13 protein-coding genes and 2 pseudogenes are annotated in these 16,891 nt (G+C 55.3%); 5 read left to right on the plus strand and 10 right to left on the minus strand.

Going from position 1 to position 16,891, the window contains the following annotated elements; genetic code table 11:
* Window positions 1-2: 2 nt before the first annotated feature.
* The 5 genes and pseudogenes from betB to choX form a co-directional block, all read right to left on the minus strand.
* Window positions 3-1,453, minus strand: a pseudogene (gene betB / locus ACR3E4_RS22425) (betaine-aldehyde dehydrogenase).
* Window positions 1,454-1,515: 62 nt separating this feature from the next.
* Window positions 1,516-2,568 (minus strand): choline ABC transporter ATP-binding protein, encoded by a 1,053-nt coding sequence (choV, locus tag ACR3E4_RS22430; RefSeq protein WP_480535153.1) that lies wholly within the window; start codon window positions 2,566-2,568, stop codon window positions 1,516-1,518.
* Between the two features lie 3 nt (window positions 2,569-2,571).
* Window positions 2,572-3,405, minus strand: coding sequence for a choline ABC transporter permease subunit (choW, locus tag ACR3E4_RS22435; protein ID WP_480535152.1), 834 nt, complete (start codon window positions 3,403-3,405; stop codon window positions 2,572-2,574).
* Between the two features lies 1 nt (window position 3,406).
* On the minus strand, window positions 3,407-4,321 hold the full coding sequence (locus ACR3E4_RS22440) for an alpha/beta fold hydrolase (RefSeq protein WP_480535151.1): 915 nt from the start codon (window positions 4,319-4,321) through the stop codon (window positions 3,407-3,409).
* Between the two features lie 17 nt (window positions 4,322-4,338).
* Window positions 4,339-5,265: a choline ABC transporter substrate-binding protein gene (gene choX / locus ACR3E4_RS22445; RefSeq protein ID WP_480535150.1), complete on the minus strand. Its 927-nt coding sequence runs from the start codon at window positions 5,263-5,265 to the stop codon at window positions 4,339-4,341.
* Window positions 5,266-5,329: 64 nt separating this feature from the next.
* On the opposite strand from choX, the gene betI reads away from it, so the two are divergent.
* Complete coding sequence (gene betI, locus ACR3E4_RS22450) at window positions 5,330-6,028, plus strand: transcriptional regulator BetI (RefSeq protein WP_480567335.1); 699 nt, start codon at window positions 5,330-5,332, stop codon at window positions 6,026-6,028.
* A gap of 484 nt (window positions 6,029-6,512) precedes the next feature.
* On the opposite strand, the gene ACR3E4_RS22455 is transcribed toward betI, so the two are convergent.
* A complete protein-coding gene (locus ACR3E4_RS22455; protein WP_480535148.1) occupies window positions 6,513-7,064 on the minus strand; it encodes a recombinase family protein in 552 nt (183 codons plus the stop codon).
* A gap of 125 nt (window positions 7,065-7,189) precedes the next feature.
* Here ACR3E4_RS22455 and ACR3E4_RS22460 point away from each other — a divergent pair, with 125 nt between their 5' ends.
* Complete coding sequence (locus ACR3E4_RS22460) at window positions 7,190-10,090, plus strand: Tn3 family transposase (protein WP_480535147.1); 2,901 nt, start codon at window positions 7,190-7,192, stop codon at window positions 10,088-10,090.
* Between the two features lie 106 nt (window positions 10,091-10,196).
* Here the strand turns inward: ACR3E4_RS22460 and ACR3E4_RS22465 are convergent, their stop codons facing one another.
* Window positions 10,197-10,448 carry a DUF6552 family protein gene (locus tag ACR3E4_RS22465; RefSeq protein WP_480535146.1) on the minus strand — a complete coding sequence of 84 codons (252 nt, stop codon included), beginning with the start codon at window positions 10,446-10,448 and terminating at the stop codon, window positions 10,197-10,199.
* Window positions 10,438-11,141, minus strand: a pseudogene (locus ACR3E4_RS22470) (SDR family oxidoreductase). Before ACR3E4_RS22470 ends, ACR3E4_RS22465 begins: the two are co-directional and overlap by 11 nt.
* A 98-nt stretch (window positions 11,142-11,239) precedes the next feature.
* On the opposite strand from ACR3E4_RS22470, the gene ACR3E4_RS22475 reads away from it, so the two are divergent.
* Entirely contained in the window at window positions 11,240-12,118 is an 879-nt protein-coding gene (locus tag ACR3E4_RS22475; RefSeq protein WP_480535144.1) for a LysR substrate-binding domain-containing protein, read from the plus strand.
* A 154-nt stretch (window positions 12,119-12,272) separates the two neighbouring features.
* On the opposite strand, the gene ACR3E4_RS22480 is transcribed toward ACR3E4_RS22475, so the two are convergent.
* Window positions 12,273-12,776 (minus strand): glutathione S-transferase N-terminal domain-containing protein, encoded by a 504-nt coding sequence (locus ACR3E4_RS22480; RefSeq protein WP_480567355.1) that lies wholly within the window; start codon window positions 12,774-12,776, stop codon window positions 12,273-12,275.
* Between the two features lie 1,257 nt (window positions 12,777-14,033).
* Between ACR3E4_RS22480 and ACR3E4_RS22485 the strand changes: the two genes are divergently transcribed.
* Complete coding sequence (locus ACR3E4_RS22485; protein ID WP_480567357.1) at window positions 14,034-14,384, plus strand: hypothetical protein; 351 nt, start codon at window positions 14,034-14,036, stop codon at window positions 14,382-14,384.
* Window positions 14,385-14,494: 110 nt separating this feature from the next.
* On the plus strand, window positions 14,495-15,181 hold the full coding sequence (locus ACR3E4_RS22490) for a hypothetical protein (protein WP_480567359.1): 687 nt from the start codon (window positions 14,495-14,497) through the stop codon (window positions 15,179-15,181).
* Between the two features lie 122 nt (window positions 15,182-15,303).
* On the opposite strand, the gene ACR3E4_RS22495 is transcribed toward ACR3E4_RS22490, so the two are convergent.
* Window positions 15,304-16,212: an ATP-binding protein gene (locus ACR3E4_RS22495; RefSeq protein WP_480567362.1), complete on the minus strand. Its 909-nt coding sequence runs from the start codon at window positions 16,210-16,212 to the stop codon at window positions 15,304-15,306.
* Between the last annotated feature and the right edge of the window lie 679 nt (window positions 16,213-16,891).

Raw genomic sequence — 16,891 nt, forward strand, 5'->3', positions numbered from 1 at the left:
CCTTAGAACGGTGCTTCGAGCGAGGTCATGCGGACATAGACCGACTTGACCTGGCTGTAATGTTCGATCGCGGCCTTCGAGTTTTCCCGGCCCACGCCTGATTGCTTGACGCCGCCAAACGGCGCTTCGACCGGGGCATCGTTATAGGAATTGAGAAAGCAGCTGCCGGCTTCAAGCTGGGCGATCACACGGTGACCGCGCTTGAGGTCATTGGTGAACACCCCGGCGGCCAGACCGAAATCGGTGGCGTTGGCGCGGGTGATCACCTCGTCTTCGGTGTCGAAATCCAGCACTGCCATCACGGGTCCGAAAATCTCTTCCCGGGCGATTTTCATGTCGTCTTTGACATCGGCGAAAACCGCAGGCGTGATCCAGTTGCCCGGTTTGTCGATCCGCTCGCCGCCACAGACCAGCCGTGCGCCTTCTTCCTTGCCCGAGGCAATGTAGCTGAGCGAAATCTCAAGCTGACGGGCGCTGACCAGAGGGCCGAAATTCGTCGCCTCATCCTGCGGGTCGCCGATGATGGCACCGGCCAGCCGTTCTTGCAGGCGGGCCAGAAACGCCTCTTTGATGCCGTTCTGCACGAACACGCGGGTGCCGTTGGAACAGACCTGACCTGAGGAATAGAAATTCCCCAGAATGGCACCGCTGACGGCCTCTTCCAGATCAGCGTCGTCGAAAACGATCATCGGTGACTTGCCGCCCAGCTCCATGGTGACATGTTTCATGCCTTCGGCGGCGGCGGCATAGACTTTGCGCCCGGTCGGGACCGACCCGGTCAGCGAGACCTTGTCCACCCTGGGATCCGTGACCAGCGCCGCGCCGATCTCGCCCCGGCCCTGCAACACGTTGAACAGGCCAGCGGGCAGGCCCGCCTCGATCAGGATTTCGGCCACTTTCAGCGCGCATAGCGGGGTTTCCTCGGACGGTTTGAAGATCACCGCATTGCCACAGGCCAGCGCGGGCGCGGCTTTCCAGCAGGCGATCTGGGTGGGGTAGTTCCAGGCGCCGATACCAACGCACAGGCCCAGCGGCTCGCGCCGCGTATAGACCCAGTCTTCGCCCAGCTGGATATGTTCGCCGGTCAGGCTGGCGGCCAGCCCGCCGAAGTATTCCAGCGCATCGGCCCCCGACGTGGCATCTGCGACAGTGGTTTCCTGCAGCGGCTTGCCAGTGTCATAGGTTTCTAGCACTGACAATTCGTGATTGCGCGTGCGCATGATGTCGGCGGCCCGGCGCAGGATGCGCCCGCGCTCGGCGCCGGACATCGCAGCCCAGTCCTTTGTGCTGCCCGCGCCTGTGCAATGGTGCGATCAACGAGTTCGGCCGATGCTTCGTGCAGATTGGCAATCACCCCGCCGGTTGCCGGATAGATGACATCCAGCGCCTCTCCGCTTTCGTCCTCGACATAAGCCCCATTGACGAAATGGCTGGCAGTGGGTTGCGCGATCATGGTCGACACCTCCGATGCAAATTGGTCAGCGACGCCAGAGAGATAGCCCCCGGCGCCGGTTGTTACGCCGCGACTTCGGCCTGTTGTGTGCGCAACAGGCAGCTCAGCGCGGCCTTGACGTCAATCTTGCCGATTGGCCCGTCCGCCCCCAGAACAATGATTTCGCTTTGCTCTTCTATGAGCATCGAAATGATGTCCTTTAGGGGCGTCGTGTCAGCGATAACCCGGGCGTCCGCAGGAACGGGGCCGGAATGCTCAATCATGATCTCCATCGCGCGCAAGACGTTCAGCGGGTTCATATGGGCCACAAACTCGGCGACATACGGCGTCGCGGGATTCAGGACGATGTCCTGAGGTTCCGCACATTGCACGATGCGACCGCCTTCCATGATGGCAATGCGAGACCCAATTTTCAGCGCCTCATCCAGATCGTGGCTGACGAAAACAATCGTACGGCCCAGCTTTTGCTGAAACTCCAGCAATTCATCCTGAAGCTTGTTGCGGATCAGCGGATCAAGGGCCGAGAACGGCTCGTCCATCAGCAGGATCGGCGCTTCGGTGGCAAAGGCGCGGGCCAGGCCCACACGCTGTTGCATGCCGCCGGACAGTTCCTGAACCTTGCGGTCGGCCCAATCCTCAAGATGCACCAGTTCCAGCTGTTCGCGGGCGCGTCGCAGACGCTCGTCTTTGTCGACACCAGCGACCTCAAGCCCATAGGCGACATTGTCGATCACAGTGCGCCAGGGCAGCAGCCCGAATTGCTGAAAGACCATGGCAACGCGATCCCGGCGAATTCCGCGCAGAGCCTTTTCGTTGGCCTGCACGATATCCACCAGGCCGTTTCCGGTGTTGACCTCAACTTTGCCGCGCACCACCGGGTTCAACCCGTTTACCGCCCGCAGCAGGGTTGATTTACCGGATCCCGACAGGCCCATAAGCACCAGAATCTCGCCGTTCTTGATATCGATTGAGCAATCATGAACGCCCAGAACCTGTCCGGTCTGTTCCTGAATTTCCGCGCGCGACATCCCCTTGTCCATCATCGGCAGGGCGGTCTTCGGTTCATTGCCAAAGACGATGTTCACGTTGTCGAAACGTACCATTGTGTCAGTCATCGGTCACGGGCTCCCTCTTTTGAACATCCGGTCGAAGATGATGGCGACCAGAACGATTGCGATGCCGACTTCGAACCCTTTGGCGATATTGACCGAATTCAGCGCCCGCAGCGTCGGAACACCCAAGCCGTCGGCTCCCACAAGGGCGGCGATCACCACCATGGACAGTGACAGCATGATGGTCTGCGTCAGACCGGCCATGATCTGTGGCAGCGCATAAGGCAGTTCCACCTTCCACATCAGCTGCAGCGGGGTCGACCCAAAGGCCTTGCCGGCTTCGATCAGTGACGTGGGCGTCGAGGTGATCCCCAGATGGGTCAGACGGATCGGAGCGGGTATGGCAAAGATCACCGTGGCGATCAGGCCGGGCACCATACCCAGACCGAACAGGATCAGCGCCGGGATCAGGTAGACGAATGTGGGGATCGTCTGCATCAGGTCCAGGATGGGTTCCATGATCCGGTACAGCCAGGGTTTGCGAGCGGCGGCAATGCCAAGCGGCACGCCCAGCCCCATGCAGACCACGGCAGCAGCAAAGACCAACGCCAGAGTTTCAGTCGTTTCGACCCAGTATCCCTGGTTGACGATCAGCAGCAGCCCAAGCGCCGTGAACAGGGTAAAGCCGATGGATTTCCGAACCAGCCAGGACAGCGCGGTTATAACCGCGATCACCACAAAGGTGTTTGGTGCTTGCAGCAACCAGAGCAGGGCGAGGATGATCCCCTCAAGAACTGCGGAAAGGCCATCGAAAAACCAGAAAAAGTTATCGGTCAGCCATTCGACAAAGATCTTTGCCCATTTCCCAATCGGAATTTTATAGGATTCCAACCACTCCATTTCAGGTCCTCCCTCCTGCATGTGCCGTTGTTTGCTGGTCCTGAGGGTCAAGTGTCTTCCTCAGCCAGTTTTCGAGATATTTGATGGCCTGCGGATCCAGGGCATGGCCCATGTCTTCGCACAGTACGAATTCGGAATTGGCGATAAGCGCATGCGCCTGATACGAGCTTTCGGGCATCACGCAGCGGTCCTGCGCACCGGCGACGATCAGGGTTGGTGCCGTGATCGACTTTAGTTCGGGCGTCCGGTCGCCGGACCCATTGAGCGCAAGCAACTGCCGGGCATATCCCCCGGACGAGAACCCGCCCTGGATCATGTCCAGCGCCGTCGCGCGGGCGTCTTCTTTGGTCAGCGGTGTCGGATCGGACCACCAGATGAGGTCATCGGTCAGCCAATCGACAAATTCGGTTTCAGATACGAACGGGCGCGCGGTGCGCTTAAAACGGTCCCATGCACCGGGCGGCGCTGGGATTTCTGCCTCGCCTGCGCTGCTGCAGATCTGTGCCAACCCGGTGACGCGCGAACCAAGCTTGGCTGCGACCAGCTGGGCGATCATGCCCCCCATGGAAAACCCAACCGCGGCAAATTGATCAACGCCCAGGGCATCGACGCAGCGCAGGACATCGTCGCGCATGTCGAACAGCGTGTAGGGGGAGCGGTGTACGGTTGGCTGCGATTCCAGCAGTCTGAAGGCTTCGGGGTCGATATCCGGCCCTGCCCGACCAGACCGCCCCATATCGCGGTTTTCGACGCAAACGACGTGAAAGTCCCGGGCCAGGCTGTCAATCAGGCCCTGGGGCCATTCCGGCAGCTGCATTCCCAGCCCGAGGATCATCACGATGCACGGCGCGGCTTTGTCGCCGTGCATCTCGACATAGATGGGGCAGTTTCCGGCGATTGTCTGTTGGATAGGCATCGCTCACCCCGCTTTGATTACAGGCCCAGATGCGCCCGGACTGCGTCCAGACCGCTGCTGCCATCCAAGGTGGTCACGCCATCAAGCCAAGCGTCCAGATACTCGGGATGCGCCTTCAGAAGCGCGGCACCAGCCTCGTTCGGGTCCATGCCATCTTCCAGGATATAGCCCATGCCTTCGCTTTCCATCGGGATGTCGAAGGTCATCTGGGTTACCAGCTTGCCGATATTCGGGCACTCTTCCAGATAGCCCTTACGCACTTGGGTATGCACGGTTGCGCCACCGAAGTTCGGGCCATAGAATTCGTCGCCACCGGTCAGGTACTCGATTTCAAACTGGGTGTTCATCGGGTGCGGCGCCCATGCCAGGAACACGATCCAGTCTTCTTTGCGCTGGTTCTTCTTGACCTGTGCCAGCATGCCCTGTTCCGAGCTTTCGACGACTTTCCAGCTGCCCAGACCGAAGGCGTCCTTGCCTACGATGTCCAGCATGATGTCGTTCGAACCGGGTTCGATCCCGTACATCTGGCTGTCGAACTTGTCGGCGTTTTCCACCAGATGTGAAAAATCGGTCACGCCCGCTTCGTAGACGTATTTCGGTACCGCAAAGGTGAATTTCGCGCCTTCCAGATTCTGGTGCACCGTCTCGATGTCGCCGGTATCGCGATAGGCCTGATAATAGGTTTCCATCGCCGGGTCCCAGTAGCCCAGGAATACATCCAGATCCTTGCCGACCATTGATTCATAGATCACTGGAATACCCAGAACATCGCTTTCCGGCGTATATCCCAAACCCTCCAGCACGGTACTCGCGACACCGGTTGTCAGGGCCAGATCGGTCCAGCCTGGCTCGGCCATACGCACAGTGTCACAATTGGCGGCGGCTTGATGGGCGCAAACGGCCAGTACGGAGGCCATGGTTGCGCTGCGGAGTGTCATTTGCATTCGTAATTCCTCCCAGTGGTCTTTATACTGACCCTATAGTCAATAAACAGACCATACGTTTAAATTGACCGCAGAGTCAACTAAATCTATTCTCGGTCAAAAAGAGGGCCCAATGGGACGTAAAAGCATTGCCGAAATTCGCCGTGAAGAATTCGCTGCCGCAGCATTCGAAGTGCTGTCCTTACACGGTATGCAAGGCACGACCTTGCAGCGTGTCGCCGAACATACCGGCGCCTCCAAGGCCAGCGTGCTGCACTATTTTTCGAACAAACAGGCCCTCATCGAAACCGCCATGCGCCGTGCTAATGCTACGCTGCGCAAAGAGGCGGTCGCCTTCCTGTCTTTGGCAGCGACGCCCTGGGAACGCTTCTATGCAATTATCGAAGCGAATTTCTCTCCTACCACCTTCAGACCAGAGGTCGCGCATGGATGGATTGCCATGTGTGCCGAGGTTCCGCACAACCCCCAATTTCAACGCCTGCAAAACGCGATTTATCACCGCCTGCACAGCAACCTCTATTCAGCGCTGAAGGAGACCGGGGCAGAAGCGGCAAAGGCCCATGTTACCGCGCATACAGTCAGCTTGCTGATTGACGGGTTATGGATGCGCTGCGGTTTGCAGATTGGCGGGCTCAACCGGGACGAAGCAATGACTCAGATTGAAACTGTGATTGAACAAAGCTTTCCAAATGACATGGACCGAATGGCGGCCAGGGAAAAGATGTGCACCATCGCCCAGGCATTTGTGGCGAGCAAAGTCTAGATCAAAGATTGGGTAGCTTTTGCTGAGATACTGAGAATTGGATTCTTTAATCTCCTCTAGGCTTCAGTAAGACACCGTATATCGGAATTGGAAGTAGACAGCGTAAAAACCGCTTTTTTCGAGAAGTGGCAGCCTTTCAAATAAATCATGCATAATCCTGTTTTGCGGCACACATGCAAAACAATTTCGAAACTCGCATCCGCTTCAACCTAACTTGAAGCTTGCAAGTCAGCCACCAAATGGCGCGTAGTTGAAATTATGTGAAACTTACGCCTGAGGTCTTGTCAAAGACGAAGCAGCACGTTTTAGCCAATTCAGAGATACCTGATCCGCAATCTTTGATCGCGGTTGCACCCAAGTTGGGGTCGACTCCGGCTCAGTGCAGAATAGGGCGCTAAGAGCTTCTAGCCCACATCTCGCCGCTCGGGTGGGCGCACATCTTGCTCACAGGCGAAAAACCCGGATCGGGGTACTGTCGTCGCGCTCAGCCTTCGTTTTCGGTGAGATAGCGGTAGATGGTGGCCTTCGAGAGGCTGTATTCCGCCATGAGGTCCTTGATCAGAGTGCCACTTGCGCGTTTGTCGCGCAGTTCTATGATCTGATCATCAGTAAGCGCGGGGCGCTTTCCGAACTGAACACCTCGATCCTTCGCCTTCTTGATCCCGTCCATTTGCCGCTCTGCGCGGATCTCGGTCTCAAACTGGCCGATGGCCCCAAGCATATTGAACAAAAGCCGTCCAGTGGCATCGGATGTGTCGATGTTCTGATCAAGGACGACGAGATCGACGCCTTTATCCCGCAAGGTCTCGGCAATCTGGCAGAGATGCAAGGTGGATCGAGCCAGACGGTCGATCCGGGTCACGATGAGCTGGTCACCATCGCGGACGTAATTCAGGCATTCTTTGAGCTGAGGTCGGGCGTCGGTGGTGCCGCTGCGCTTTTCTTCAAACAGTTTGTCGCAGTCACTCAGCTTTTCCCGCTGCACGTCCAGGGATTGTCCGACTGAGCTGACACGGGCATATCCGACTTTGGCCATTGGGTCTCATATAAGTTAAGGAATTGTGCGACCGCCATATTGAGACATTGAAAAAGACATGGCAAGCGGACGGTCTCAATATGTCTACTTTCAAAGACCCCATTTCATAAAGAAAGTACAATCCGATGGCACACCGAGCGGTTCTGACCGCGCGACAACGCGCGGCGCTTTTTGATCTTCCAACAGACGAGATGGCGTTGCTTCGGCATTACACCCTGGATGATGAAGACATTGAGCACATCCGCACACGGCGACGGCCAGAAAACCAAGTTGGCTTTGCGCTTCAACTTTGTGCCTTCCGGTATCCAGGTCGCTTGCTCAAGTCTGGCGAGGTGATCCCGGAGCCGGTTTCCCGTTTTGTGGCCGCGCAACTCGGACTGAAGCCGGATGATCTCCTGCCATATGCCGCACGGGAGAAGACCCGCCGGGAACATCTGGAAGCTCTGCGCAAGATGTACGGGTTCAAGATGTTCTCCGGCAAGCGCGCCAAGAAAATGCGGAAATGGCTGGATCAGAATGCTGAAGCGGCGCAGTCCAGCGAGTTTCTGGTGAGAGAGTTCGTGGAAGAATGCCGCAGACGGCAGATCATTCTGCCCGGTATATCGGTCATAGAGCGTTACTGCGCGGATGCGTTGGTTGCAGCTGAACGCAGGGTAGAGGCTCGCATTACGGCTCAGCTCGACGCAGAAATGCGCGCACGCCTTGATTGTTTGCTCAGCGAAGAGGTGGATGCGCGAGTCAGCCGTTTCATCTGGCTGCGGCAGTTCGAGGTCGGAAAAAATTCTGCCGACATCAACCGTCAGCTTGACCGGCTGGAGTTTCTTCAACGGATTGGGTTGCCACCAGCTGTCCTGGACGACATTCCGGCGCACCGGGTCGCGCAATTGCGTCGTCAGGGGGAGCGCTATTTTACAGATGGGCTGCGGGACATCACCAGTGATCGCCGTTTGGCCATTCTTGCCACCTGCATTGTGGAATGGTCAGCCGCCATCGCTGATACCGTAGTCGAAACCCATGACCGGATCGTTGGATCAATCTGGCGGGAAGCAAAGAGAATTTGCGACGCCCGTGTTACCGACGCGCAATCGGAGATCGCAGCGACCTTGGCCGGGTTTGAGGCTTTGGGCACGACATTGTTGTTGACCAAAGGTGATGAGGTGGCTGTCGCCAGTGCCGTAGATGCATCCTGTGGCTGGGATGCTCTGGAACGCCTCGTCGCAACGGCGGGGGCACTCGGTAAGACCGTCAAGGCGGATGCACTGGGCTATGTCGAGCAGGGCTATCATCGGTTCAAGCTCTATGCCCCACGCATGCTGGCAGCATTGGACATCGCGGGGGCCAGTGTGGCTGAGCCGTTGCTGGCGGCGACCGATGTGATCCGCGCCAAGCGCGATATTCCAAGCCGCTCTGCGCCCTTTCTTCAGCCACAGTCGAAATGGCGAAGTCACTTGCGGAATCCAGAAAGCAATCGAGACCGACTATGGGTCGTTGCGGTATTGTTCCATCTGCGCGAAGCCTTCAGATCCGGGGATGTTTGGCTTGCCCACTCGCGCCGCTATTCTGATATGAAACAGGCTTTGGTTCCGGTCGAGGCCGCGCAGACCATGGGCTTGTCGATGCCATTGGAACCGGAAGTCTGGATCGCAGATCGAAAACAACGCCTGGAAGACGGGCTGCACAGGCTTGCGATGGCAGTCAAAAACGGAAGCCTTCCCGGCGGTGTTATCGAGGATGGCAGATTGCGCGTTGACCGGCTTGAAGCTGATGTACCCGCTGAGGCCGATAGCCTCATCCTTGATCTTTATCGCCGCCTGCCGGAGGTGCGGATCACGGACATCCTTATGGACGTGGACAATGACACGGGGTTCACTGATGCCTTCACCCATCTGCGCACCGGGGCACCGTGCAAAGACAGGCTTGGCCTTTTGAATGTCATTCTGGCAGAGGGCCTGAATCTCGGCTTGAGCAAAATGGCCGGGGCCAGCAGCACGCACAGCTTTACTCAGTTGGCACGGCTCTCGAACTGGCATGTGGAAAGCGAGGCCATCAATCGGGCATTGGCCATTGTGATCGAAGCGCAGGCACAGTTGCCAATGGCCAAATACTGGGGTGCCGGTGAAACCGCTTCCAGTGATGGGCAATTCTTCCCCACCACGCGACAGGGCGAAGCGATGAATCTGATCAATGCGAAGTACGGTCACGAACCTGGCCTGAAAGCCTATACCCATGTATCAGATCAATATGGCCCCTTCGCCACGCAGGTCATCCCGGCAACGGTGAACGAAGCACCCTACATCCTGGATGGCTTGCTGATGAACCCAACGGGAAAACAGATCAAAGAGCAATATGCCGACACGGGCGGCTTCACAGATCTTGTTTTTGCTGCGACCTCGCTTCTCGGGTATCTGTTTATCCCGCGCATCAGGGATTTACCGTCTAAACGGTTGCATGTCTTTGATCGGCGCAGTGTCCCGACTGAGCTGAAGGGCTTGGTGGGCGACAAAATCCGAGAAAATACGATTATCGCAAACTGGCCAGATGTGCTGCGCTGCATTGCGACCATGCTCTCTGGCAGGATGCAGCCAAGCCAACTTTTGAAGAAACTGGCGGCACGGCCACGGCAACATGATCTGGCCATCGCCCTTCGGGAGATCGGGCGTATCGAGCGCACACTGTTCATCATCGAATGGTCGCTCGATACCGATATGCAGCGTCGCGCCAATATTGGCCTTAACAAAGGCGAGGCGCATCATGCCTTGAAAAGTGCTCTTCGGATCGGCAGGCAGGGAGAAATCAGAGATCGCACCACAGAGGGCCAACACTTCCGGATCGCCGGATTGAACCTGCTCACCGCCATCATCATCTACTGGAACACCAAGCAACTCGGGTCTGCGGTCATCGCACGGGAAAAAGCCGGATTGGAAACACCCGCCTATCTCCTTGCGCACATCTCACCCCTTGGATGGGCGCATATTATCCTGACCGGCGAATACAGATGGCGGAAGATGAAAGCGGAAAACCCATGAAACCTGGCGCGGCGGCAACACCGGACATTCATCCAGCATGCGGCGAAATCGGCCAGAGAGCCATTTTACCGATGCTGCGCCGGGAACCAATGGCCGCTATGCTACGTCAGCTGCTTGTCATGCCCGCAAACATTGCGCCAAGAGCCACAAGGTGAACCAACATCAATGCCTTGTCATTCCATAGTGCGCCAACGGCAAACCATCCCAGAACACCGACAAGGAAAAGGTAAAGGTTCCAAGGCGTCCATCCAAATCCTGTGGCGGTATATCCCAGGATTTGAATGGCCGATGCGCCCCATTTGACCGCAAAGATGAGGCGTTCACGGGATGTCGCAATGACAATGGTGTCAGACGGCACGGGTCAATCCTCCATCGACGCGCAGGTTTTGACCGGTCATGTAACCGCCTTGTTCCGAGGCGAGCCATGAAATCAGGGAGGAAACTTCAGCGGCATATCCATAGCGCCCCATTGGGATACGCGCTTTGCGATCTTCGGTTTCCGGCAGGCTGTCGATGAAGCCTGGAAGAACATTGTTTATACGGATGTTTTCTGCCGCATATTTGTCAGAATACAGCTTGGTGAATGCAGCAAGCCCGGCCCTGAAGACACCAGATGTAGGAAAGAGCGGATCAGGTTCGAACGCCGCAAAGGTCGAAATGTTGATGATTGCCCCGCTGCCCTGCGCTTGCATCACGGGTGTGACCAGCCTGGTCGGGCGGATCACATTCATAAGGTAGACTTCCATGCCTTGGTGCCAATCCTCGTCGCTTATCTCCAGGACCGGACCTTTTGGTCCGTGACCAGCAGAGTTCACCAAGACGTCGACGCGGCCCCAGCGATCCGTCGCCCCTCGACCAACGCAGTCAGCGCATCGCTGTCGAGATTGGAACCCGTAACGCCAAAGCCGCCGAGTTCAACGCCGAGAGCCTCCCCCTTTCCGGAAGACGACAAGATACCGACCTTAAACCCGTCCTGCGCCAATTTGCGTGCTGCATCTGCTCCCATGCCGCTGCCACCTGCCGTAATGAGAGCTACTTTTTCTACTGACATCTCTGGAATCCTTCTATGTTTGGAGCCATTATTGTGGACAACTGGCTGGAGTGCGATTGAGAATTGATGCTTTATGACAATAGAAATACTATTGCGATATGACCGAACTCCCTCCTCTCAATGGTTTACGTGCCTTTGATGCTGCTGGCCGTCGTCTTAGCTTTCGTGCTGCCGCCGATGAGTTGGGCGTGACGCAAGGGGCTGTTGCGCAGCATGTTCGCCAGCTCGAAGCGCATCTGGAACTAACCCTGTTTGAGCGGGTGCCGAAGGGTCTGGCGTTCACGTCGGTCGGGCGCAGCTTTCACAGCCGGATTGCGGCAGTGTTCGCGGACCTGAGATCCGCAACAGCCGAACTGAAGCCGGAGCCGCACAAGGTTATCATCAGTGTCACCCCTACCTTTGCGGCGAAATGGCTGATCCCCAATCTTCCGGACTTCACTGAAACTCATCCGAGCATTGATTTGCGGATATTGGCCACGGAGAAGGTGTCCAGCTTCCACAGCGACGGGATCGACCTTGCGGTGCGTCAAGGATCGCCGCCATTTGGCGCGTCGCTGGACGCTACATTGTTGTTCAAGCAATCTCTGGTCGCAGTGGCTGCGCCATCACTCGCAGGCGATGGACGCAACCCTCCCGATCCAGAAGCTCTGCCCAAGCTGCCGAAAATACATGACACCCATCATCTTTGGCCGAGGTATCTTGAGTATTTGGGGATGAGTGAACAGGCACCGCGTAGCCTTCGCCTGAGCCAGACGTCACTCGCAGTTGATGCGGCCATCGCCGGGCAAGGTGTAGCGTTGGTAAGCCGCTTTCTGGTGGCTCATGACCTCGAAACCAGTCGCCTCGTAGAGGTGGGCAAGACATGGGAAGCCGGTGGAAGAGACTTCTACGTCCTCATGCCGCGAACCGTGAGAACGAACCGGGCCGTTGCCGAAGTTATGACTTGGTTAAAGGAACGTTCTGACTCTCATCTCTGAGTGCCAGAAAACTCAAAGCAGCCTTTTGGGCCGCAATCGCGAAAGCACCCTTTGTCCGCATCTCACAAGTTCGAGCATCGTGCAGCGAAGGGTCAACGGGGCTAGAAGCTCTTAGCGCCCTATTCTGCACTGAGCCGGAGTCGACCCCACAGTGTCAAAACTTATGTTGATGCCTGTCAAAAAATTCTGCCTCTGGCAATGCGGTCTCGACTTCACACACGAACCGCTGTGTCTCCGCGAACGCATCCGAAAACGTCATTCCAATCCGCTCTGGCATAGCTCTTTCAAAGAAGGCCTTAACTTCAGGGGATGTCAGCTCCGGCAGGTTCAAGTGTGGCATCCGTGGATAACAGAGCGCGTTGAGTGGCGCAGCAAAGGATGCGCGCCATTCTTCCAGTTCCGGACTTGTGCCATATGAGGGCAGTATCCGGGTTCCCATCGTGTCAAAGTGACGAATGATTTCGTTGCTGTCCTGGATCAGCGTTTCACCATCGACCAGAATGGGAACAGTCAGCCTATCGACTCGGCCCTCCAGTTCGGGCGGAATACGGCCCGGTGAAACATAGATGAGCTCAGGCGACAGCCGTTTCCAGCCAGCCAAAATGCGGGTACGCACACAGAACGGGCAAGTTTCAAAGATGTAGAAGGTATGCATCATGCGCTTAGAGCAAGGGTTCCAGTTCAGATTTGTGTGGACTATGCCAGTTGAAGCCTTAATCCACTAAATTGTTATTTTGGACTTCGGGCAACGAGTTAGGGATCGAGTGCGTGCGCTTGATCACCTTGCCTCTGCGGTTCTTATGCTCGGTAATCTGAGGGTGCAAAAGCACTATTGGCTGAGCGTAAGCGGCTGATAGCACTGGCACGGCAAGTGGAGCATGCAGGGGCGTGAATCTGGCAGAGTGTAGTTAGCCCCTGAATACCCAACAATATCGATGCCAGTTCCCGCGTATCCAGAATAGAAGTCGAGATGACCGTGCACAGCTAGGGACTACAAGCCGGATCGATGCTTGAACCCAATGGCGCAACCAACAGTGGACCAATACGCAAATCTGTTGCTATTCCTGTGTCTGTCGTAACTCGGGCCGTTGCAAACTCGAAATCACTGGGTTCAAGTAATTTTGGGTCAATACTCGGCCCGCAAGTTCGAGTTTCTTCGTTGATATCAATCTGGACGTTGACGCCGTCAAATCCGAGTGGAGAGAAGTCTTCGCCTGTATCAAGGGGACGCTAAATTCTATTGCGCTATCAGTTTGTGAATTTATTCTGCCCGAAATAATGACCAAGTCATGGGATTGCCCATACCAAACATCGACGCCAACTGAGCGGACCATCATATCAGATAAGCTCAGAACACTATTTCCCTCGGGCATCGGGCCAGCATGGGACCCCCAAGAATACGATACAAAGGGCAGGTCCGACACATGCAGTTGGTCTAGCGTTACATTTTCCGCGAGTGAAGTTGATGCCAAGCCAAGAACTGAAATCAAACCTATTGTGGCTCCAGCCCACTGTTCCATTGTATCTGTCCAATAGTCCATCGATTAACCAAAGATTCCTGTCGATACGGTACCAGATTGAGCTTCTTCGGTCATCGGCAACATGTTTCTCAGTTCTATTGCACGTCAATTTTGACCACCTCACACGGAGCTTCATGCCAAACTCCATCGAGTGGATTTAGCAGGGAGTCATGCCCAAATCTGAGTTTCTGGAAGCCGATCAATACCGGGAAATACCGCACTTCCTTGAACAATGATGCACTATCTAAGCTGTTGTTGTCTCAACGAACTTCGAATGCCCCAGACTATCCGACCTAACTTGACAATTTGACTAGCCAAGCTTTTGTTACGTCCAGTTTGATTTGGTTTTAGGTTTTTCCCAAATGCGCTTGGCGAAAAGCCTTTTAAGGTGTGAGATGAAAAAGCCAGCACTCAATGCCCTGCTACTGTTTGGCGTATATATCTCATCCTTTGTTTACATTGCGTGGCGGCACTACAAAACTATTCGAGATGGTGGTCACTACTACCTGCAAGGGGATTGGCTGATAAACTTTGCCGCTGGTCCAGTCAGACGCGGTATTTCGGGTGAGACCTTTCTGTTTCTTAGTGAACTCACAGGCATCGGTCCCGTTTATCTGCTCGGCTTCGCTCAATTCGGAATGCTTGTCTTACTTTTGTGCGGGCTCCTCTACCTCGCAGTTTCAAGAGGCTTGACTGATGGCTTAACGCTTGCGTTGCTAAGCCCGGCGCTTGTCGTTTTTGGGTAACCGACCCGGATGCACCGTTTCGAAAGGAGTGGCTCGGTTACCTGGTTTTCTTACCATTGCTGCTCCCAAGAAGAGCTCCACCATCAAATATTTGCCTGGCATCCTCAGCCTTGCTGCTTGGCATTGCTATCTCATTCCACGAAGCCAACGCCGCCTTTGTTGTTCCTGCGGCAGTCGTTCTTTGGTTACTTCTTGAGCGTGGTAAGGCTTATGTCTGGATTGGCACATTGGGGCTAATAACCGCCGCCGTAACAATCTTTTCGCTTCTCAATGTGAGCGTTTCGGATGTGAGCCCGATATGCCAGCGTTTAGTGGCAACCGGTGTGAAACAAGAAATTTGCGGGGGCGCAATCGCCTGGCTGGAACTGGACTTTCGATCCGTTGTCAATGAAGGACAGAATCTCGTAGCAATATTTGGTGGAGTTAAGAATTTTGGACTTGCGGCACTGTGGGTTTCATTTCTTTTCGGGTCGCTGATTTGGCTTTTGCGTAAGCACGTTTCTAACTCCAGTGCGGTATTTGCCCTGGCGTTGAGCTTCGCTGCATTTCTGCCCTTGTATCTGCTAGGCGCGGATTGGGGGCGATGGGTATCTATTCAAATCTTTGCGCTGCTTTTCGTCGTCTTCGCACTGGCAAAACAACAAGGTGATCCGACTGTGGGAGGAGAAGTTCGTACTTCGGTCTACTTTCCGCTGTTAGCTGTGTACCTATCAGTGGGCGTCTACCATATGGTGCCAGTACCGACTTGGGGTTTCCTCCACACCTATGTCACAGGCATAAACAACCTTCTTAACTGATGCCCATAGCGGCAAGCAATTGTGCTGATGAAACCAAGGCCAACCGTGCACTAACAATCAATTTGGACCAGTCAGATGAGGCTGCTCATAGGCCCCTGCCATTCCTTGGCTTTGCGCGTCCATCAACTCGTTGCCCAAAGGCTGGAAATTGGAACTGCGAACATGTTGTCCGCGAAGGGTATAACCTGATCGTGGTCGAAGAGAACAGATCCCTGGATGAATTTGTCACCGCAAGCCTGTGCCAATCTACGCATCCCGGAAAAGTCGCTGGAAGTAACTGTTGCAGATGACTTCACCTCAATCCCAACGATCTCGCCACGCCTGTTTTCGAGAACGATATCCACCTCGTTTCTGTCTTTATCGCGGAAGTGCGAGAACGTGCATCTTTGCTCGCTCCAGGTGGCAATCTTGCGCAACTCGCTGAACACAAATGTTTCGAGGATCGACCCGAAGGGTGTCTTGTCCTTTTTGACGGTGCCCGGCGTAATGCTGCGCATGGCCGCCAAAAGGCCTGCATCCAGGAAGTGCAACTTGGGGGACTTGGTCAGCCGCTTCAGGCGATTGGTGAACCACGGCTGCAAACTGTGCACGAGAAAAAGGTTTTCAAAAACCCGCACGTATTTCTGAGTGGTTACGTGATTCAGACCTATGGCAGCACCGATCCCTGAGTAATTGACCAGTTGACCAGAATGCTCTGCCAGAACTGCCAGTAGTTTTGGCATGATTGCGAGCTGTTCGATCTGGGCCACATCGCGAACGTCTCGTTGTACAATCGCATCAAGATAATCATGGTACCAATCCTGCTTTCGCCCCCATCTTTTCCGTCCAAGAGCCTCAGGGTAGCCACCGGAAAGAACTGTCTCAACAAGTTCATCGCCAATGACCGGCTGGTCTACGACAGGGGCTTTGGCTTCGAATGCCCGGTCGATAAAGCCCGATTTCGTTTCAAGGATTTCCGTCTGGCTGAGAGGTAGGAGACGGACAATTTCCATTCTCCCGGCAAGAGAGTCCGCGACCTTGGGAATGGTCATTAGGTTGGCGGAACCGGTCAGCAGAAACCTCCTGCCCTTTTGTCATCATCCACCGTTTTTGATTGCCAGAAGGAGGTCTGGGGCTCGCTGAATCTCATCGATAACCGCCCGGTCCAACCCGCGAACAAAACCGGCAGGATCATCTATAGCTGATTGCAACACAGTCGCATCGTCCAATGTTAGAAAGGGCTTTGTCAGAGGCGATTTCTGTTGCCAGGGTTGTTTTGCCAGACTGTCGAGGTCCGGAGATCAGAACAACACGCGTGTCAGACAACGCTTCTTCTATTCTGGTTTTAGCAAATCTTGGATACATGTTCGAATGACTTCTTCTCGTCCGATTGAAAGTACGGCACCGACCAATTGAAAGTCAACATCCGACCAACTGAAATCGAAGACCCTGCAAACTGAAAGCAATACTTGAACTTCACCATCACAACACATGCACTTTTTTCGTGGGTTCTTTCAGTAGACAGGGTGAGATTTTTTCGAATATCGGCCTTTGTTGCCACTTTGAAACACAGCCCATGTTTCAAAGCTGTTTCAAACTATCCATGGTCTTCGAATACACCCGGTTCCAGCTCTTCCCAGAACGCGAAAATCGCCGTTGCGTTCAATGCCGACCTCCACCCATGCGCGCGGAAGTGTTCGCGATCCAGATCGTCAGTCAGGCCAGACAAAA

Source organism: Ruegeria sp. AP11, from assembly GCF_056535865.1.